Origin of the sequence: Catonella sp. (assembly GCF_052169795.1) — a bacterium.
Classification (GTDB): domain Bacteria; phylum Bacillota; class Clostridia; order Lachnospirales; family Lachnospiraceae; genus Catonella.
In genome coordinates this window covers 1-21,238 of the sequence record NZ_JBQNBU010000014.1, presented here as the reverse complement: position 1 = coordinate 21,238, position 21,238 = coordinate 1, and the positions used below count along the sequence as shown (strand labels likewise).

The 21,238-nt window shown below is 34.9% G+C and carries 19 protein-coding genes; all 19 read left to right on the top strand.

Annotated features, from left to right (window positions below; all coding sequences use genetic code 11):
• The first annotated feature begins 13 nt into the window (after positions 1-13).
• The 19 genes from grdD to ACTTKP_RS03515 all read left to right on the top strand — a co-directional run bounded on the left by grdD (position 14) and on the right by ACTTKP_RS03515 (position 21,120).
• The gene (grdD, locus tag ACTTKP_RS03605; RefSeq protein WP_442552536.1) at positions 14-1,171 is read left to right on the top strand and encodes a glycine/sarcosine/betaine reductase complex component C subunit alpha; all 1,158 of its coding nucleotides are present in this window, start codon (positions 14-16) and stop codon (positions 1,169-1,171) included.
• 124 nt (positions 1,172-1,295) lie between these two features.
• Positions 1,296-1,685, top strand: coding sequence for a GrdX family protein (locus tag ACTTKP_RS03600; RefSeq protein WP_442552535.1), 390 nt, complete (start codon positions 1,296-1,298; stop codon positions 1,683-1,685).
• A 628-nt stretch (positions 1,686-2,313) separates the two neighbouring features.
• A complete protein-coding gene (locus ACTTKP_RS03595; protein WP_442552534.1) occupies positions 2,314-3,594 on the top strand; it encodes a glycine/sarcosine/betaine reductase component B subunit in 1,281 nt (426 codons plus the stop codon).
• Between the two features lie 10 nt (positions 3,595-3,604).
• Positions 3,605-4,918, top strand: a complete 1,314-nt coding sequence (gene grdB / locus ACTTKP_RS03590) for a glycine reductase complex selenoprotein B (RefSeq protein ID WP_442552533.1) — start codon at positions 3,605-3,607, stop codon at positions 4,916-4,918.
• Between the two features lie 219 nt (positions 4,919-5,137).
• Positions 5,138-6,535, top strand: coding sequence for an alanine/glycine:cation symporter family protein (locus ACTTKP_RS03585; protein WP_442552556.1), 1,398 nt, complete (start codon positions 5,138-5,140; stop codon positions 6,533-6,535).
• A 395-nt stretch (positions 6,536-6,930) separates the two neighbouring features.
• Entirely contained in the window at positions 6,931-7,977 is a 1,047-nt protein-coding gene (gene selD, locus ACTTKP_RS03580; RefSeq protein WP_442552532.1) for a selenide, water dikinase SelD, read from the top strand.
• 63 nt (positions 7,978-8,040) lie between these two features.
• Positions 8,041-9,435, top strand: a complete 1,395-nt coding sequence (selA, locus tag ACTTKP_RS03575) for an L-seryl-tRNA(Sec) selenium transferase (RefSeq protein ID WP_442552531.1) — start codon at positions 8,041-8,043, stop codon at positions 9,433-9,435.
• Positions 9,435-11,354, top strand: coding sequence for a selenocysteine-specific translation elongation factor (selB, locus tag ACTTKP_RS03570; RefSeq protein ID WP_442552530.1), 1,920 nt, complete (start codon positions 9,435-9,437; stop codon positions 11,352-11,354). Before selA ends, selB begins: the two co-directional genes overlap by 1 nt.
• On the top strand, positions 11,354-12,274 hold the full coding sequence (locus tag ACTTKP_RS03565; RefSeq protein ID WP_442552529.1) for a selenium metabolism-associated LysR family transcriptional regulator: 921 nt from the start codon (positions 11,354-11,356) through the stop codon (positions 12,272-12,274). The genes selB and ACTTKP_RS03565 overlap by 1 nt, the downstream gene beginning before the upstream one ends.
• Positions 12,275-12,480: 206 nt before the next feature.
• The gene (locus ACTTKP_RS03560; protein WP_442552528.1) at positions 12,481-13,098 is read left to right on the top strand and encodes a GDSL-type esterase/lipase family protein; all 618 of its coding nucleotides are present in this window, start codon (positions 12,481-12,483) and stop codon (positions 13,096-13,098) included.
• Positions 13,099-13,163: 65 nt separating this feature from the next.
• A complete protein-coding gene (locus ACTTKP_RS03555; protein WP_442552527.1) occupies positions 13,164-13,805 on the top strand; it encodes a Fic family protein in 642 nt (213 codons plus the stop codon).
• Positions 13,806-13,844: 39 nt separating this feature from the next.
• The gene (locus ACTTKP_RS03550) at positions 13,845-15,638 is read left to right on the top strand and encodes a helix-turn-helix domain-containing protein (RefSeq protein ID WP_442552526.1); all 1,794 of its coding nucleotides are present in this window, start codon (positions 13,845-13,847) and stop codon (positions 15,636-15,638) included.
• A 574-nt stretch (positions 15,639-16,212) separates the two neighbouring features.
• Positions 16,213-16,512, top strand: a complete 300-nt coding sequence (locus ACTTKP_RS03545) for a hypothetical protein (protein ID WP_442552525.1) — start codon at positions 16,213-16,215, stop codon at positions 16,510-16,512.
• 230 nt (positions 16,513-16,742) lie between these two features.
• The gene (locus ACTTKP_RS03540; protein WP_442552524.1) at positions 16,743-17,549 is read left to right on the top strand and encodes a hypothetical protein; all 807 of its coding nucleotides are present in this window, start codon (positions 16,743-16,745) and stop codon (positions 17,547-17,549) included.
• Between the two features lie 7 nt (positions 17,550-17,556).
• Positions 17,557-18,387, top strand: coding sequence for a hypothetical protein (locus ACTTKP_RS03535; protein WP_442552523.1), 831 nt, complete (start codon positions 17,557-17,559; stop codon positions 18,385-18,387).
• 148 nt (positions 18,388-18,535) lie between these two features.
• The gene (locus ACTTKP_RS03530) at positions 18,536-19,105 is read left to right on the top strand and encodes a hypothetical protein (RefSeq protein WP_442552522.1); all 570 of its coding nucleotides are present in this window, start codon (positions 18,536-18,538) and stop codon (positions 19,103-19,105) included.
• Positions 19,105-19,941 (top strand): hypothetical protein, encoded by an 837-nt coding sequence (locus ACTTKP_RS03525; protein ID WP_442552521.1) that lies wholly within the window; start codon positions 19,105-19,107, stop codon positions 19,939-19,941. Before ACTTKP_RS03530 ends, ACTTKP_RS03525 begins: the two co-directional genes overlap by 1 nt.
• 1 nt (position 19,942) lies before the next feature.
• Positions 19,943-20,581, top strand: coding sequence for an ABC transporter ATP-binding protein (locus tag ACTTKP_RS03520; RefSeq protein ID WP_442552520.1), 639 nt, complete (start codon positions 19,943-19,945; stop codon positions 20,579-20,581).
• Complete coding sequence (locus ACTTKP_RS03515) at positions 20,578-21,120, top strand: hypothetical protein (protein ID WP_442552519.1); 543 nt, start codon at positions 20,578-20,580, stop codon at positions 21,118-21,120. Before ACTTKP_RS03520 ends, ACTTKP_RS03515 begins: the two co-directional genes overlap by 4 nt.
• Positions 21,121-21,238: the final 118 nt, after the last annotated feature.

Sequence of the window (21,238 nt, the reverse complement as noted above, 5' to 3'; positions counted from 1 at the left end):
AGGTGGAATTGTAATGGGAAAAGGAATTGAAAAGATAATTGCTGATACCTTCCTTGAAATGGCTGAAGGCCTTGAAACAGGAAGTTTCGGTAAAAGACCTAAGATTGCACTTACCGGTATGGGTTCTGAGCATGGTGAAGAAACTACTATGAAGGCGGCAATTGAAGCTGCAAGAGATGGAATAGATGTTTATTACATCGGTACTCTTGAGGCTGAGGGTGTTACTACTATTAAGGTAAGTAACGATGAAGAAGGTCATAAAAGAATGGATGAAATGCTTGCATCAGGAGAAATAGATGGTGCAGTTACCATGCATTATCCATTCCCAATCGGTGTATCTACTGTAGGTCGTGCAGTTACTCCGGGTGTAGGTAAGGAATTATTCATTGCTAATACTGCCGGTACTTCAAGCACAGATCGTATTGAAGGTATGATAAAGAATGCTATTTACGGTATAATTACAGCTAAGGCTTGCGGAGTTAAAGAGCCTACAGTCGGTATCCTCAATGTGGATGGTGCAAGACAGACTGAAAAAGAGCTTAAAAAACTTCAGGAAGGTGGCTATAATATACATTTTACAGAGTCAAGCAGATCTGACGGCGGCTGCGTAATGAGAGGTAACGATGTACTTAGAGCTACTCCTGACATTATGGTTATGGACTCGCTTACAGGAAATGTAATGAGTAAGATGCTTTCTTCTTTCACAACAGGTGGAAGTTATGAGGCAACAGGCTTTGGTTATGGTCCCGGTATAGGTGAAGGCTATAAGAATCTCGTCATGATTATTTCCCGTGCTTCAGGTACTCCTGTTATAGCGAATGCTATCCGTTATGCTGCTGAACTTGTAAGAGGAAAGGTATTTGATGTAGCTGATGCTGAGTTTGCAGCTGCTAAGAAGGCAGGGCTTGATAAGATTTTGGCTGAGCTTAAGGCTGCTCGTGAGAAGAGTGCTGCACCTAGTGAGGATGTTAAAGAGCCTGCTAAAGAGATAGTAACTGCTCAGATTCCGGGCATAGAAGTTATGGATTTGGAGGATGCTGTTAAGGCACTTTGGAAAGAAAATATCTATGCTGAGAGTGGTATGGGTTGTACAGGGCCTATCATCAGAGTTTCTGATGCAAATAAGGATAAATCATTTGATATTCTTAAGAAGGCAGGATATGTAAGCTGAAATATGGCATTCTGAGAATGTAATTAAATTTGCATAAATTATAGTAAAGTGGCTGCAGTATCTTTACCTGTAAGATAAAGATAGCTGCAGCTAATATTTTGTATATATAAAATGGAGATTATAAATGAAAAAACAGGAAGTTTTGATTGTGACTAATAATCCTTTGGTTAAAGAAAAAATTGAGGGAAATTATAACATTGATTTTGTGGATGGCGGTATCCTTGCAGTAATGGAAAAACTCAGAGATATGATACACACAGGTTCAGTTCTTCTTACGCACCCGTTATCAGGTAGTGTAAAGCCGGGACAGACACCTTACAAATCCGTTATGATTCATATAGTTGAAGGAAATGTAGATACAGATTCACTGCTTATGATTGAAGATGCAATTGATAACTGTAAAAAATTCGTAAAAAGGGCAGATGAATTTAGAGAAGGCACAGATGAAGATAAGAGATTTATAGATTATACCCTTATATTGAGTGGAATAGAGTCGTTTGAAACTTTGAAATAGGTATGTAAAAAGAATCTGCTTTCATATTGTAAAAGTGAAAGCTAAGGTTCTTTTTTTTTATAAAAATTTCCTCCGTAAAGGTGATTTGATAAAAAATAAAAATTCTGACAATTTAGTTGGAGAGGTTTATTTACAGCATATTTTTATGGTAAAACGATTAAAAAAGATTGCACGTAATTTAATTGTCTGTAAATTCAAAAAAGTTACAAAAGACGTGCCAGATAAATAGAAAAAAGTACAATTATCAGAAAATCATTATAGTTATGACTAAAATCATATAAAAAGACTATATTAAAAAAAATTGTGCATAATTTTAAATAAGCGCGCTTATTATAATTGTAATGATTTAAAATATATCAAATATGTAGAAAATATAAATTTTTAATAAATATTTGATTACAATTTTAGTGTAACATGATATAATAGAAAAGGTTTGAAATAGGGAATAATTATTTATTTTTCCTATAAATAATTTGGGCATCATAATTGTTTTTTGAACTGTAAAATCACAATAAATCTTTACAGGGATAATCTGAAATGCAAAATAAGATTACTACATATTCTTAAAATAGTTAAAATGCTTAAATTGTTTGAAAATAATACACAGTATAATTAGGAGGTATGAGTTGTGAAACTGGAACTTGGAAAGATTTTCATCAAAGACATCCAATTTGCAACAACGTCAAAGATTGAAGGCGGAGTTCTCTATGTGAACAAAGAAGAACTTATTAAGATAGTTCTTGAGCAGGAGAAACTTAAATGTGCAGACTTTGACATTGCTAAACCGGGCGAGTCCGTAAGAATTACTCCTGTTAAGGATGTAATTGAGCCTAGAGTAAAGGTAGAAGGAAATGGAGGCATTTTCCCGGGTGTTGTAGCTCCTGTAGACACAGTTGGTTCAGGAAAGACATATTGCCTTAAAGATATGGCAGTAGTTACCTGTGGACCTATTGTTGGTTTCCAGGAAGGTATAATTGATATGACAGGACTTGGTGCACAGTATACACCATATTCAAAATTACTTAATCTTTGCCTTATCTGCGAAGGTGTTGATGGAGTTGCTCCTCATGATTATGAGCATGCAGTTCGTATGGCAGGTCTCAATGTGGCTACTTACATCGGAGAACTTGCAAGAAACCTTACACCTGATGAGACTGTAGTATATGAAGCGCCTACAATTAAAGAAGGCTTTGAGAAATTCCCGGGACTTCCAAGAGTCGGCTATGTACAGATGCTTCAGAGTCAGGGACTTCTTCATGATACCTATGTCTACGGAGTAGATGCTAAGAAGATTCTCCCTACAGTGCTTTATCCTACAGAGGATATGGATGGTGCTATTATTTCCGGTAACTGTGTTTCTTCTTGTGACAAGAACCAGACTTATGCACATCAGAATAACCCTGTTATCGAAGATTTATATGCAGAGCATGGAAAGACAATTAACTTTGTTGCACATATTATTACAAATGAGAACGTTTATCTTGCCGATAAACAGCGCTCTTCAAACCAGACAGCAAAGCTTTGCGAGATGCTTGGACTTGATGCAGTTATCATATCTGAGGAAGGTTTTGGTAACCCTGATACTGACCTCATTATGAACTGTACAAAGATTGAGGCTAAGGGAATTAAGACCGTTATTATTACCGATGAGTATGCAGGTCGTGATGGTAAGTCACAGTCACTTGCAGATGCAAATGCAGCTGCAAATGCACTTGTAACCGGTGGTAATGCTAACCAGGTTGTCATTCTTCCTAAACTTGACAAGGTTATCGGTACTCTTGCTTATGTAAACAAGATTGCCGGTGCTAACGAGCATACACTTAGAGAAGATGGTACACTTGAAGTTGAGCTTCAGGTAATTACCGGAGCAACAAACGAAATGGGCTTTAATACACTTAGTGCGAGATAAGGAGAAAATCATGGCAAAACTTAGAGTTGTTCATTATATCAACCAGTTCTTTGCACAGATTGGTGGCGAGGAAAAGGCTGATTATGCAGCTGAACTCCGCGTAGGAGAAAAAGTAGGTCCTGGTATGGCACTTGCGGCAGAGTTTGGCGAAGAAGCAGAAATAGTTGCTACTGTTATCTGCGGAGATAGTTACTTCAATGAGAATCTTGATAAGGCTAAGGCTGAGATTATCGAGATGGTTAAATCACAGAATCCTGATTTATTTATAGCAGGTCCTGCATTTAACGCAGGTCGTTACGGTGTTGCTTGTGCAACTATTGCAGCAGCAATCAAAGAAGAGTTAAATATACCTGTAGTTACCGGTATGTACGAGGAGAATCCTGGTGTAGATATGTTTAAGAATCAGGTATATATCGTATCTACCAAGAATAACGCAGCAGGTATGAGAGCTGCAGTTAAAAAGATGGCTCCTCTTGCACTTAAGCTTGCAAAGGGAGAGGCTATCGGAGCATCTGTAGAAGAAGGATACTTCAATCAGAATCAGCGTGTTAACTTCTTTGAAGAGAAGAGAGGTTCAAAGAGAGCTGTAGAAATGCTTCTTAAGAAGATTGCTGACAAGCCATTTGTTACAGAGTATCCAATGCCTGTATTTGACAGAGTTGAGCCGGGCAAGGCTATTAAGGATATGAGCAAGGCTACCATAGCTGTAGTTACATCAGGTGGTACCGTTCCAAAGGGCAATCCTGATCATATTGAAAGCTCAAATGCTTCTAAGTATGGTACATACAGTATAGAAGGTGTTAACTCTCTTGACAGTACAAATTCAGAGACAGCACATGGTGGCTATGATCCTGTATATGCAAATGAGTTATCAAACCGTGTAGTTCCTCTTGATGTACTTCGTGATATGGAGAAAGAGGGAGTTATCGGCAAGCTTCATGAGTTCTACTATTCAACAGTTGGTAACGGAACTGCAGTTGCTTCTGCTAAGAAGTTCGGTGAAGAAATCGGACAGAAGCTCCTTGCTGCCGGAGTAGACGCTGTAATTCTAACCAGCACGTGAGGCACCTGTACACGTTGCGGTGCAACGATGGTAAAAGCTATTGAGGCAACAGGACTTCCTGTAGTTCATATTTGTACAGTTACACCTATTTCACTTACTGTTGGTGCAAATAGAATTGTTCCTGCTATTGCAATTCCTCATCCACTTGGTAATCCGGCATTACCAGCAGGTGAAGAAAAAGAACTTCGCCGTAAGATTGTGGAAAAGGCTCTTGATGCTCTCTGCACAGAGGTTGATAAGCAGACAGTATTTGATAAATAAAGTTTAGTTTTGTATCCCTCCACAAAGCTAAACTTGTGGAGGGGTATTTTTATTAATGAAATGCCCGGTTTAATATATAATTTCAAGGTTATGGTTGAAGCTTTGAAAAAATAATTATATGAGGAGGGAAAGGGTATGACAGGTTTAACAAAGTTTTTTGTAATGGCACTTACAACTGCGTCTTCATCAGCAGTTAAGGTGGATAAATTTACCGAGACAATGGATAAGGCTGCTAAAATCGTTGATACGATGAGCGGATTTGTATGGGATTATATACTTTTAGTCGTTCTTCTTGGTGCAGGTCTTTATTTTACAATAAGAACAGGCTTTGTTCAGATTCGTCATTTTGGAAGAGGTTGGAACAGAGTGTTCGGTGATTTTTCTCTTAGTGGATCTAAGGCAGGTAAAGAGGGTATGAGTTCTTTCCAGGCACTTGCAACTGCAATAGCAGCACAGGTTGGAACCGGAAATATTGCCGGTTGTGCTACAGCTATAGTAGGTGGTGGTCCGGGTGCTATATTCTGGATGTGGCTTGCAGCTTTCTTCGGAATGGCTACAATCTACGGAGAGGCTTGTCTTGCTCAGGCAACAAAGATAACAGATAAGGACGGAGAAGTTACCGGTGGCCCTGTTTACTATATTACTAGGGCATTTGGTGGAGCTTTTGGAAAGTTCCTTGCAGGTTTCTTTGCAATAGCAATTACTCTTGCACTTGGTTTTATGGGTAATATGGTTCAGTCTAATTCTATCAGTGCTGCATTCGAGACAGCTTTTGGAATACCTACTTGGATAGTTGGTATTGCAGTGGCTATTATAGCAGCTTTCATTTTCTTGGGTGGTATCAGCCGTATCGCATCTTTTACAGAGAAGTGTGTACCTATAATGGCGGCTCTTTACCTTTTAGGTGGCCTTATAATTCTTATAATTAACATTAAGAATGTACCTGGAGCTTTTGCTTCTATCTTTACAGGAGCATTTACTCCGGAGGCAATAGTTGGTGGTACAGCAGGTATTGCAATTAAAGAAGCAATCAGAAAGGGTGTAGCAAGAGGTCTCTTCTCTAATGAGGCAGGTATGGGTTCTACACCACACGCACATGCTATAGCTAAAGTTGATAAGCCACAGGATCAGGGCGAAGTAGCTATGGTTGGTGTATTTATTGATACTTTTGTAGTACTTACAATGACAGCTCTTGTAATCCTTTCAACAGGTGTGTTAGATGGAAGATATGGTGATAACAATGAACAGATTGTAGATGGAGTAAAGAAAGCATTTACAGGAACAGCAGTAGCACAGGCTGCTTTTGAGCATGGCTTTGGCGGCATCGGTCCTAAGTTCGTAGCACTTTGTTTATTGTTCTTTGCATTCTCAACCATCATAGGATGGTACTTCTTTGCAAGACAGAACATTAAGTATCTTTTTGGTGACAAAGCTATGATTCCATTTACAATTATAGTTATAGCTTGTGTTTTCTGCGGTTCACTTCTTAAGGTAGACCTTGTTTGGAATCTTTCAGACCTTTTCAATGCTCTGATGGTACTTCCAAATATTATTGCACTTCTCTTCTTAGGTGGGGCAATAGCTAAGTTTGCTAAGGGTGAAGATGTTAAGTTGTAAATATAATTGACATAAGAGTTTTAGTGATAGAGTTTCTTTATTATACAATTATATATGTTTTACTTGCGGCAGAGGTTGAGCATTCGACCTCTGCCTTTTTGTGACATTTTTAATATTAAATACATTTATAAACAGACTTATTTTAGATTTTTATACTGCTACACTTTTAGCTGTTAAATTAATAACAATAAACACACACTTATTCTGCAAAAACTTTGCAAAATTGCGTAATGCTTGAAAAATAAGTCTTTAATATAGTATAATTGATAGGCGTATTTATAAAAAATGTTTATAAATTCAGCTCAAATTATTTGTTAAAGATTTGGTCTGCACAATATTAAAATGTAGAATTGAAATCAGTAATCTGGGCTTTAATAATCATAAAAGGAGGTAGCATGAGTAAAGAAAATGTAAAATTGACTTCTCTAACCAAGGCTTCGGGATGAGCGGCTAAAATAGGGCCGGAAACCCTTGCTCAGGTTATGGGCAAGTTGCCAAAGTTAAGAAAAGATGAAAACCTGTTAGTAGGTCTTGATACCTCAGATGATGCTGCTGTTTATAAGGTGAGCGATGAAGTGGCTATTATTCAGACACTTGACTTTTTTACACCGGTAGTAGATGATCCTTATTTATTTGGACAGATAGCGGCAGCAAATGCTTTAAGTGATATATATGCAATGGGTGGAACTGCTAAGGTAGCTATGAATATAGTTGCATTTCCAAACTGCTTAGATCCGGGCATACTTGGGGATATTATGAAGGGTGGAGCAGACAAGGTAGCGGAGTCTGATGCACTTTTGATAGGAGGACATTCTATTCAAAATGATGTGCCTCTTTACGGATTAAGCGTAACAGGCTTCGTTCATCCTGAAAAAATACAAAAGAACTATGGAGCCAAGGAGGGAGATGTTTTAATTCTTACCAAGCAGATAGGTACAGGAATAATAAGTACTGCTGCCAAAGTAGAAATGGCTTCCAAAACAGCAGTAGATGAGGCCATTAAGGTTATGACCACTTTAAACCGCAAGCCTAAAGAAGTGATGGATAATTTTGAGGTACATGCCTGTACAGACATAACAGGCTTCGGACTTTTGGGACATAGTATAGAAATGGCTGAACCAAGTAATGTTTCCTTTGAAATATTTGCAGACAAAATTCCTTTTGTTACAGAGGCAAGGGAGCTGGCAGAAATGGGACTTATACCAGCAGGTGCATATAAAAATAAGGAATATTTTGGTTCAAAAGTTGATACTGCCGGAGTTAAAGAAGTTATAGGAGATTTACTTTTTGATCCTCAGACTTCAGGTGGTCTTATGTATGCGGTAGAGGCTAAATATGGTGATGAAATAACAGATGCCTTAAAAAAATCAGGACTGGCTACTGAAGTTGCTGTAATAGGCAAGGTTGTACCTAAGAAAGAAAAACTAATATATGTAAGATAATTCCCCGATTCTGGCAGAAAATTGTCGGATTTGGGAGAATTTTCTGCAGAGAAAGGGAAGAACATGGATAAGAATTTACTGTATAGGAGTATACCGAAAGTAGATATACTCCTTGAAAATGATGAGATTAAAGAATTAATTTTTAAATATGGACAGAAAGCTGTAATAAGTATAATCAGGGAGGAGACAGACAAACTTCGTCTGATGATTGCTGAGTCGGATGATGAAAAAAAACTTAGATGTAAGATAGAAAATATTGTAGGATTGATTGTAAAAGAAGTGACCAATCTTTTTAAGCCGAAAGTTAGGAAGGTAATAAATGGTACGGGGACTATACTCCATACCAACCTTGGGAGAGCACCTATTACCAGAGTACAGGCAGAAAAATTAGCTGATATTGTTTGCGGCTATTCAAATCTTGAGTATAATCTTGAGTCAGGTAAAAGAGGAGAACGTTACTCTCATTTTGAAAAATTACTTTGCAGGATAACAGGGGCAGAGGCAGCTATGGTAGTTAATAATAATGCAGCTGCTGTTATGTTGATTTTGAGTTCTATTGCAAAAGGTGGAGAAGTAATAGTATCCAGAGGAGAGCTTATAGAAATAGGCGGTAAATTTAGAATACCCGATGTTATGGAACAAAGTGGTGCTAAACTTGTTGAAGTTGGTACAACCAACAAAACGCATTTTTCTGACTATGAAGATGCAATTACTGAAGATACTAAGGCTTTCCTTAAAGTACATACAAGTAATTACAATATAGTTGGATTTACAGAAAGCGTGCTTGCTAAAGAATTAAAACCTTTGTCTGAAAAAACAGAAATCCCTATTATTGAAGATTTAGGGAGCGGTGTGCTTATAGATTTGGCTAAATTTGGCTTAACTCATGAGCCTACGGTTCAGGAAGCCATAGAAGCAGGAGTAGATGTGGTCTGCTTTAGTGGTGATAAGTTGCTTGGCGGACCACAGGCAGGTATTATAATAGGTAAGAAAAAATACATCAATATGATGAAGAAAAATCAGCTCACACGCGCACTTAGGGTGGATAAGTTCACAGTAACCGCACTTGAACTGGTATTACTTTCTTATTTGAATGAAGAGAAGGCTATAGCAGAAGTTCCTGTACTTAAGATGATTAGTGAAAGCTATGAAGCTGTTAAGGAAAGGGCTGAAAAATTAGCTGAAATACTCAAAGATAAATGTAAAAATGCAGAAATAACTATTGGTGATTGCGAGTCTCAGGTGGGCGGAGGTTCTCTGCCGCTTGAAAGAATCAAAAGTGTATCCGTAGTTATTAAACCTAATAATATAAGTGTCAGCGCATTAGAAGAAATGATGCATGGCTTTGAACCTGCGATAGTTGCAAGAACAGCAGAGGATGCTATATGGATGGATGTTCGTACCCTCTCCGATGAAGATTTTGATACTATCGGCAGTCTGTTTGGAGGTGTGTGCTAATGAAACATATTATTATAGGTACAGCAGGACATATTGACCATGGTAAAACAACGCTTATTCATGCACTTACAGGGAGAAATACTGACAGACTTAAAGAAGAACAGAAGCGTGGGATAACTATAGAGCTCGGTTTTACCTGGTTTGACCTTAAAGATCATACCAGATGCGGTATTATAGATGTACCGGGGCATGAGAAATTCATTAACAACATGGTTGCGGGCGTTGTTGGTATGGATCTTGTGCTTATGGTAGTGGCGGCTGATGAAGGAATCATGCCACAGACTAAGGAACATCTTGATATTTTAGGACTTCTGGGGATAGAAAAGACTATTCTGGTACTTAATAAATGTGATACAGTTGATGAAGAATGGCTTAGTATGATGGAAGAGGATGTAAAGGAAGAACTGAAGGGAACCATTATGGAAGGCGCTCCTGTGGCCAAGGTATCGGCTATGACAGGAGAAGGAATAGAAGAACTTAAAGAACTTATATTAAAGATGGTAAAAGACGATGTGCAGGAAAAGGATGTGAACAGTATACCACGACTTCCGGTAGACCGCGTATTTTCTATGCCGGGTTTTGGAACAGTAGTTACAGGAACTCTTCTATCAGGTTCAATTAGTAAAAATGATACTCTTGAAGTATTTCCGCTTGGAAAAGAGTGTAAAATAAGGAATATTCAGGTACATGAGACTAATCAGGATAGGTGTGAAGCAGGGCAGCGTGTAGCATTAAATATTTCAAATATACATAAAGATGAGCTTCATAGAGGCTGTGTGATTGCACCTGTGGGTAGTATGGAAAATTCCAGACTTATGGATGTAAAACTCACTGTACTTAAAGATTCTAAAAGGAATATTAAAAATAGAGACAGGCTACATCTTTTTACAGGTACAAGTGAAATACTCTGCAGGGCAATTCTTCTTGATAAAGATGAACTTGAGCCGGGAGATACAGGACTTGCAGAGCTTTTATTGGAAGAGGAACTTGCTACCAAGAGGGGTGACAGATTTATAGTGCGTTTCTATAGTCCTCTTGAGACTATCGGTGGTGGTGTAGTTTTGGAGCCAAATCCACGCAAGAAAAAGCGTTTTAATGAAGCTGCAATAGAAGAACTGCTTAAAAAAGAATCAGGCTCTCTTGCAGATGTATGTGAACTGAATATAAGAGCAGAAGCTGAGGATTTAATTACTCTTAAAGACCTTGCAAAGAATATGTCTCATTCTGCAGAAGAGCTAAAACCTTATCTGGACGAGCTTAAGGAATCCGGAATTATATTTGAGTTTCCTAAGAATAAAGACATATTTTACTGGCATAGGGACAATGCTTTTATAGTTTCTCAGGAAATAACAAGGGATTTGAAGAAATTTTATGAGAAATACCCATATAGGATGGGACTTAAGAAGGCAGAAATACACTCTTCGTATATGAAAAAGGTCAAGATGAATGTGTTTGAAGAATGTATAGGTAAACTTGTCTCTGAAAATTTGATTGAAGTAAGAAATGAGTATGTCTGCCTGCCGGGTTATGAAGTAAATAAGGATGAGACCTACCTTTCTATAGAAAAACTGCTTACAGATACTTTTGAAACTACAGGATATGCATTTCTTAGATTTTCGGAAATAGATAAGAAGAAGTATTCTGATGAAGTGGTTATGGATGTGCTTAGAGTGATGATGGATGAAGGAAAGGCTGTTAAAGTAGGAATCGAGCTTGAAATGTACACTATGAAGCACTTTATGGATGTGGCAGAAGCAAAAGTAAGGGAACATTTTAAAACTAATGAAATTATTACTATTTCAGAGGTAAGAGAGATGTTTGAAACCAGCAGAAAATGTGCTAAACCTATAATAGAATATATGGATGTTATAAAGGTAACAAAGAAGGTTGGCGCAGAAACAGAAAGGGTGGCTTACTAATGACATTAAAACAGCTTGAAGCATTTGTAAAAATTGCTAATAATAAAAGTTTTACACTCGCAGCCAAGGAACTGTTTATTACACAGCCTACTGTAAGTGCATATATTAACAATCTGGAGGAAGAGCTTGGAGTAAGGCTCTTTGACAGAACAACAAAGGAAGTCAGACTCTCGGAAGAGGGTGACAGCATATATTTTTATGCGAAAGAAATGCTTGAACTTGCAGATAAAATACAGAGTTCATTTTCTGTTGAAGAAGATGAGAATAAATTAAGACAGGTAGTTATATCAACATCTTCAATACCGGGACAGTTTCTTGTACCTGAGATTCTGTCGGCTTTTAAGAAGAAATTTCCTGAGGTTGATTTTAAGGTAAGAGAAACCGACAGTGAGGGTGTGGTAGAGGATATCACCAATCATATGGCGGATATAGGGCTTGCAGGAACGGAGATTAGTACCAACAAGTGTAATTTCATACCTTTTTATGATGATGAACTTATACTGGTTACCGAAAATTCTGAAAAATACAGGAAAATAAAAGAGACAGCAACTAACCTTGACTGGATAAAAAATGAAGACTTCATTATGAGGGAAAGCGGTTCGGGTACAAGGAGAGAGGCCGTGAAACTTCTTGAAAGCCATGGAATATCACAAAATGAGCTTAAGATAAGTGCTACTTTCGGAAAGACAGTAACAGTAGTAAAATCTGTTGTAAACGGACTTGGAATAGCTATGATGTCAAGGCTTGCCGTAACAGGAGAGATAGAGAGAGGGGAGCTTTTGGAATTTAAGCTCAGTAAAGATGGCGGATACAGAAAGCTTTATATGGTAACAGAAAAAAAGAACAGAGTATCTGAGGGATGTAAGGATATCATGGGAATAGTTGCCAAGCTTTATAAAGTAAATATTAAAGAATTATAATACGGATATAATCCCAAATTATTCATGAAACATTTTGTAAAAAAATTGTCATTAAAACAAAGAATTAAAACTATAATATTTTACAGATGTTTGGTAAAACCTAATATAGTTATAGACTGTTATCCACTACTGATATATTATACAGATTAACAGTTCTATGATTATGACTTGAATAATTTGGGATATTTTAATTTATGGAGGAAAGTATGAAAAAGTGTTTATTTTATGGGGATTCCAATACTTACGGAGTTGACATTGCAGGAGGACACAGTGGGGCAAGGTATCCTGAAAATATGAGATTTACAGGAATTTTACAGGAAAGCCTGAAAGATGAATGGGAGTTTGTAGTAGAGGCAAAGGTAGGAAGATGTATACCCTCTATGGAATTTGAACTTGAGGAATTTGAAGAAATACTTAAAAATGCAGGTGAAATAGACTTATTAGCGATTATGCTTGGTACGAATGATTATCTAAGCCACAGCAAGCCTGATACAGAGAGGGTGGCAGAGAGGATGAGGGCTTTGATAAGCAGGTTGTTTGAAAAAGAAGTCTACAATAGTAGAAAAACGGGAATCTTACTTATAGCTCCGCCTAAGCTTGACTTTACAGGAGATAGGTATTATGAGAAATTCAGTACTTTAGATGGAGGTTTGTCTGGGGCTTTAGAGGAAGTGGCTAAGGAATTCGGACTGTTCTTTGCAGATGCAGGAAGTCTTGATTTACCTGTAGGGAAGGATGGAATACATCTTACAGTTACGGCACAGGAGCCTTTGGCGGAGTATTTGGTGGGAGTATTTAGAGGGTTGAAAGTGCATAAAGCTTAGTCTACAATGAAGGTAGGATAATTGCAGAAAAAATATGAAAGAGTAAAGAAAATTAGGAGATGAATATGGATAAAAAGGCTAATATTTTTTTAGCAAAAAAATTATTTACAGAGCTGGTTTTTAATACTGCCTATATAGAGGGAGTAAATGTTACATTTCCACAGACACAGGCCATTATCGATGGTGCGATAGTAAATAATGTACCGGTATCGGACATACAGACTGTATTAAACTTAAGGGATGCCTGGAAATTTATGTTGGATACCCTAGATGAACCACTTACATTAGAATATATATGTAAGATAAACAGTCTGGTCTCTAGGAATGAAAGCTTAGAATGGGGAGTGCTTAGAAACGGTACCGTAGGTGTAGGAGGAACGGATTATCTTCCACCGGTTCCCGATAAAGCCAAAGTAGAAAAGAGAATAAAAGAAATAAATAGTATTCCGGATATTTATGAAAGGGCGATAGAATATTTTTGCTATTCGGTAAGAGGACAGCTTTTCTGGGACGGAAATAAGAGGACTTCAACGATAGTAGCAAGCAAAATACTGATAAGTGAGGGTAAAGGAGTACTGACCATAGGAAAGAAGGAAGCTTTAAGCTTTAATGAGGCACTTTTACATTTTTATGATACTGCTGACAGCAGCCTGTTAAAAGAATGTCTTATGGGATGTATAAAAGGCGGAAACGGTGGCTTGTATTAACAAAATAGCCATCTCACTTGTATTACCGGGGGTGTAAGTATGTCGAGTATACAAAAATGTAAATTTACAGATAATCCAAGCTATATACTCAAAAATATAAGAGAAACACTGGGAATTGAAAGCAGTGTAGTTTATGAAGGAATATGCAGTGAAGCTGCTTATGAAAGATATGAAACCGGAGAAAATGAATTAAACCTTATAAGACTTTTTTTCTTTTTGGAGAGAATGGGAGTATCTACTGAAAGGTTTGAAGTTATGATCCCCGACTATATTTGTGAATTTTATACTTGGTATGAAAACTGTATGAAATTAACAGAGCAAAGAGACTGGGAAGGATTAAAAACAGAGAGAAGTAAATTTGATAAGCTGGAGTTAGAAGATAAAGAAATACAGCTTTCTTATAGAGATTATATAGATTATATAATAGCCAGGTATGCAGATAAAGATAACGAAAAAGCACATACCTTTATTTATAATGCACTCAGCCATACTGTTAAAAATATAACAGCCATAGACAGAGAGAAAAAGAGATTATCTGTATTTGAATGGAATATATTTATCAATCTTTATGATTTGAAATATGAAATGAAGCCTGATAACAATGCTGAAATAACTGATATATTGTATGATATATATAACTATTATAGAGAAAATACGGAAGAGAAATTTATAATGTATAAAATACTTCCCAAGTTTGCATTGACTATATTATTAAATGAAAAAGAAAGACTTTTATCTGCAAAAAGAGTAGATTTGGAAGAAGAAATTCTAAAAATATTGACTAAATATTATGCTTGGGTAGGTATGCCGGAAGTACTGAGGCTGTTATGCGAAGATGTGAAGACATTGCATGAAAAGATATTATATGGTAAACAGCGTGAAGCCCTTGTAAGAATAATAAGAAAATATGGATTTTCAGAAGAATACAGAGTGGAAGTTTTTAGGGAAGCACATCCTATATATATGCTTTTTAGTGATAATATAAAAGCACATAGAGGTAAAATGGGATTTACTGTTGAAAAGGCAAGTGAAAGTATCTGTGCTTTTGAAACTTATTCAAGGTATGAAAGAGGGATTAAGTATCCTAAAAGGAAGAACCTAAGCAACTTAGCTGATAGGCTTGGAATGGAGTGGTTTTTAATAAGGGCAGACATGGAAGTGGATGATTATGAGTCTCTGGTTTTGTCTACAGAATGTAGAAGATTAGCAGCGACTAAAGAGATTGATGCTTTCAGGAAGAAGCTTGGAATATTAAAAGAAAAAGTAAATATGAATATTCCGAGAAATAGACTTTCAGTGGGATTATTCGAGTTGATTACAAAACAAGACAGTGAGGTTACAATAGAAGAAGTGGGAAACTTGTTTTCTATAATAGGCAGGAATTTTGACGAAAATTTATTTTATTCACGAGTAGAAATTGATGTATTAAATTATATCTATAGCCTGAAAGGGGAGAAGAGTATAGAAACAGGGATAAAAATGGTAAAGGGTATAATAGAAAATGAAAAAAGAAAGAAAATGTTAGATTGGCGTTATACTTCCATATCAAAGAAAAACCTTGCATTTTTGTATAATGATAGCAGGAGATATGATGAAAGCTATGAGGTATGTATAGAACTTATAAATGAGTTAATGAATGAAGACGATATTTTTCTGCTTATGAATGTATTAGCCTGTCTGGCAGAAGCGGAAGAAGAAAAAGGAAATATAAAACAAGCAGCGGAACTTTGTCATGATTTGTTCTATATTTCCGAATTATATGAAAGATATGATAGTGATATGGTGAGAGAATATTATGAAAGGCATTTTGATAAAAATATTCGGTGGTATTAGCTTTGTTTGATTTAGTTTTCATAATAAAAAACTAATTTTCTTTGAATTAAAATATAATTGCCGGTTGCAATGTGAGCTATAGTATCATACTTTTTGGCAAAATACCATGACATTTTCTGAAGAAAATTAGGCTAAATTTTTTCAGAAAATGTCATGGTTATTTTGATAAAGATGTGGTATAATGTAGACACTTGCTCAATGATAGGGAGTGAGATGCTGATAAATATACAGAGTAGCTTTCTGAAAGTACTGATAATAGAAAGGTTGAAATTATGAATAAAAAATACTATATTGGCATTATTTCAGCGTTGATGGTGATAATATTATTACAAGTAAATAATATTATAATAAATGCAATCGGACTTGTACTATTTTGTTTGAGCATTATCATTAATTCTGTAATAATATATGAAGAATTTAATAAATCTAAGAAGAATGGCTGATAAATTTCAATAAGATAATTTCAAGTTTGCTAAGTGAGGATAAGTCTGTAATTATCTTGTTTGTACAATTTGTATAGTCAGGATAGTTTTCCTAATAACGGATTTATAGATATTATTTTGTAGGAGTTTATATGTTTGAGCAATTACTTCAATCAGGAGTGTTTGGTGTTGGCTTTGTGCTTAGTTTATATATTATATATAAAAATAGAAAATTTCTAAAAGAGTATTATATATGCAGATTGAAAACAAGTACTAAAGTGGTTGTATATATAGTTACAGTAATTATAATTGCTATGTTGCTGATGTATTTGAAATCTATTAATGTACATTGGATACTGTATAAAACCTGTAATGCCTTTTGTGCTGCATTAAATGTATTTCTTGTGGTTTCTATAGTATGGAAAAAGTTTTGGCCATCGAATAAAGAATAAAATTGTAAAAAGTCAAATACAATTTAGTCAAACATAATAAACTAAATCGTATTTGACTATTTTTGTCTTAATTAGAGTGTGGTATAATGTAATCACTTATTTAAAATCGGAAGTTAACTTCTGATAAATAAGTAGAGTGAAGCTTATGGTAAGAACCATAATAGAATTTTAAAGTCTTATACTTTACAGACTGAATATTACATAAGAATATTAAAGGAAGGTACTCGGAGTTGAAGCAGATAAATATTATTAAAATAATTATAATTTCTATAGTAGCTATAATTACGCTCTTAAGTATAGGGAAGAATCTGAATTTAACCACAAATAATAACTTACTGGTTAAGTTTATTAATAATGTTTTTGGGAGTGAAGAAAATACTGAAAAAAATATTTCCGAACCTTCTACTAAAGTAGTAAATAAAAATGCAGATAATCTAGTATCTTCAGCAAATGAAGAAGATAAAAGCAGAGTATCCTCTTCACAAAATTCTAATAATGAAGAAAATCGCATTTTTGAAGATATTAGTAAACAACAATATGGTATAAAAGTTGTAACGCAAAATGATGTTATTGAAACTGCCTATAACAGATATACCATTAATAAAATATCAACATCTAAAAAACTGGGAGATTTCAACTATTCAGATAACTTAGGGCATGTTGATAAGGATGGAAATGCAATAGACGGTTATTCTTATTTTATCGTTAATATATCTTTGGAATGTTTAGATGTAGATGAGGAAATTGGAGGTTTTTATTTAAATACTATAGATATATTAGCGTATAAGAATACTATACAGCAGACAGGCTATGAGATGCTGACTTCCAATAATGATGTTCCAATGAGTAGTAAAAGTGCATTTAAGGTAAAAATGAAAAAGGGAGACAAAAGAGAGTTTAATTTAGTATTTTTAGTAGAAGATGAGTTCATAAATGACAAGACTGTAGATTTTTACCTTGATATTAATGATAGAGGTGCTTCACCGGGAAGTGATGATGAAAATAAATATATTGTAAAATTAGATTATGTAAGGTAGGAAGATTATGAAAACAATTTATACTAATGAAATAAAGAGAGCTTTTAATACTCTGGGTATGAAACTTGCTTTGCTTATAGGCTGCGGTTTATCTATATGGCATGTTGTGTCAGTAATAATACCTCAAAGCAGTCTGATTAGTTATGAATTATTTTCTGAAGTGATAGATCCATTATTTGTGCCAACAGGTTTATTTAATAACTGGATGGGAAATGAGTTATATCCGATTCAAAGCTATATATTTTACCTTATATTACCGCTTCTTGCAGTACTTCCCTTTGGAAGCTCATTTTTTGAGGACAGAAAAAGTGGATATATAATAAATGTATGTACCAGAGTAGATAAGAAAATTTATTATAAAGCTAAATATCTGGCTGTATTTTTGTCGGGCGGAGTAGCAGTTGCCGCGCCATTGCTGCTAAACCTGATAATGTCATCGATGTTTTTACCTGCACTTTTGCCTGATAATGGCTCTAATGGAACAATATCACCTGTAACCATGTTATATGAACTTTTCTTTACACACCCACTGATATATATACTTATGTTTATAGCTATTGATTTTCTCTTTGCAGGAGTAATAGCTACACTTTCACTTAGTTACACATATTTTACGGAACATAAGTTTGGTGTATTGATAGTTCCGTTTGTGTTTTATTTTTTTATTTACTCACTGGCAAATCTAATAAATAAAACTGAATATTCGTTGTTTTTTATGTTAAACGGTGGAGCAACTAATAATTATTTATTGGTTTATATACTTTATTTTCTATTGTTTTTTGCGTTATCCTATATAATTTTTATGTGGAAAGGGAAAATGCAGGATGTTAAAGCGTAATTTGAACTTAATCATTATATCCATGTTTTTATTCTGTATTTTATTTCTTTACTATGCTGCCAGTCCATATAATGGGATATATTATTATAGGGCACTTTACACTTTGGCTGATGCCCATATTTATTTTTTGGATCCAAGAGTATATGGTATGCTTATGTTACCTTTTGTCATTATATTATTTACCAATTTAATAAAGTATGATGATGAGGTAAACTGTTTAATTCGTCTTGGGAGTGTGAAAAAATTAATAGGCAGAAGAATAAAGAAAGGAATTTTATTTTCTACCATATGCACGGTTTTTGTGATGATAGTAGTGACCTTTATTAGCAGTTTACAAACAGGAACTCTTATCAACTGGGGGAGTGAGAGCAGTATTTATTTACTTAAAACTGAACATTCTTCAAATATAGGTTTTATAAAAGTTTTTATTATTGCTTTTGTTACACTGTTTATAAGGAATATTTTTGTCTGCCTTTGGATTATATTTTTGGATTTGAGGCTTCATAACAACATTATAACATTTATAATTCTGCTTTCAGTTGTAGTTTTTGAAATGTTTCAGAGGATAGTTCCGTTATTTTGTAATTTTTTAACCATTGAGTACAGAATGTGGGATAGCACAGGAATTAAGGTCGGTTATTTGTTATACATTATTTTTACCTGTATTATTTATTATGTTTTGATGAAACAGTGTATTAAGAAGAAGGAGTGGATTTAGTGGCTGATAATATCCTTTTATTAAAAAGGCAGATAAAACATGATGTTAAAAATGGAATTTTCAGAAGATATAAAATATATTTGCTATTTATCATACTGCTTTCTGTCATTTTAGCATTTTGGAATAAGAAAATTAGCCTGAATATGGTTAATAAGGCAGGGCTTATCGACTATCTTATGTATATTTTTTCAGGGAAAGAAGAAGTAGGGAAGCTCACAAATCAGGATATTTTTGATATACCCATAGCCTGGTTATTTGTACATATATATGTATTATTTGGAATAGGTACTTATCCAAAGACAGAGTATGTGGAAAGAGGATATCAATTTTTAATAAGAGCGGGCAATAAATGGTGTTGGTGGCTTGGGAAATGTGTGTATATTTTCATAAGTGTAATTTTTTATTATCTATGTATAATATTTACAAGTTTTATATTTTCAGCATTAAACGACAGTAGTCATAATGAAGTTAATAAAGAAATTTGTGAAAGAATTTTAAGGCTGGATATAAATAATATAACAGATATGAAACGGTATTTATGTCTTGTAATAATGCCATTGTTGTTATTTATGGTACTTGGTTTTGTATGCATGTTTATATCGTTTTTACAAAATAATATTGTAGCTGTTATAGTGCTGATAGGATATTTATCCATATCCGCATACTGGTGCAATGATTTGTTGTTAGGAAACTATACGATGCTTTTGAGAGTTCATAAAATATCATTTGCCGTAGGAATTATTGTTTCCGCAATTGTATTATTGCTAAGCGGTTTTGGGGGATATAGGTATTTCCGCAATATGGATGTGTATGGCAGGGAACAGGAGGAAATGTAAAATGTATGTTGAAGTAGATGGATTAACAAAGATAATTGATAAAAACAAAGTTTTGGATAAAGTTTCTTTGGAAATGGATAAAGGAAAAATTTATGGAATAAAAGGCAAAAACGGAAGCGGAAAAACTATGCTGCTTCGTGCTGTTTGTGGTTTAATAAAGCCTACTGAGGGATTGGTAAAGGTTGGAGAGAAGCAGGTAGGAAAAGATGTGACATTTCCTGACAGTGTAGGAGTTCTGATTGAAAATCCCGGTTTTATTCCTTCGCTGTCCGGATATGATAATTTAAAAATGCTTGCTGATATAAAGGGGCTAATAGGAAAAGAAGAAATAGAAGCTGTAATGGAAAAGGTCGGGCTTGAGAAATCCTGCTTTAAAAAGAAATATAAAACTTATTCTTTGGGAATGAAACAAAAGCTTGGAATTGCATCAGCCATAATGGAAAAACCTGAATTAATCCTGCTTGATGAGCCGACTAATGCCTTAGATGAGGAAAGTGTAAGAAAATTACTAGATATTTTAAAAGAGGAAAAGGAAAGAGGAGCCTGCATAATACTGGCTTCACATGATATGGAGGAGTTAACTTTGTTATCTGACATTATTTTTATAATGGAAGAAGGAAGATTGAGGAAAACAGAGTGAAAAAAAGGGTTATTATTGGGATGATTGTGTTATTGGCGGTATTATGTGTTTTCAGGATATATAATGTAAATAGTAGAGTTAAAGTTGCTAAAGAAGATATAATACCTTTTGGAACAGAAAGAGAAGTAGGTAACGGTTTAAGTATGAGAGTAAACGGATATGAGAGTATGACCAGAGAGGAGGCAGAAAAGAGATATGCCTATGATCCGGGAGTGACTGAAGAAGCAAAAATAATTTTAGTTAAGGTAAAATACTTGAATAAAACTAATGAAAGCAGGATTGTAGATACCAGACCTAATTCTATTGAAAAAACAGGATACTCTACTGCAACGGAAATGGAGTTTTATCATATTTGCAATTCACTTGGGCTGGAATTTGAATTAAAAGGTGGGGAAGAGAAAGAAATAATCTTACCTTATATTTTATTTAAGTTTCAATTTAAACCAAATGAATGGGAGAAAATAGAGGATAAAGAATTTTACATTTCTAATTCCAGATATCCTGTAAAGACAAAGTGGATGTTAAAAATTCCTTTTTAAATAAAAATAATTTTACAGTCTTTAAATATTAATCAAAATGTGATATAATTGTTTAATCTTGTAAAATAAAGAAATATAAAGGTAAGGAGAATAGTATATGAAGCATATTAAGAGCTTA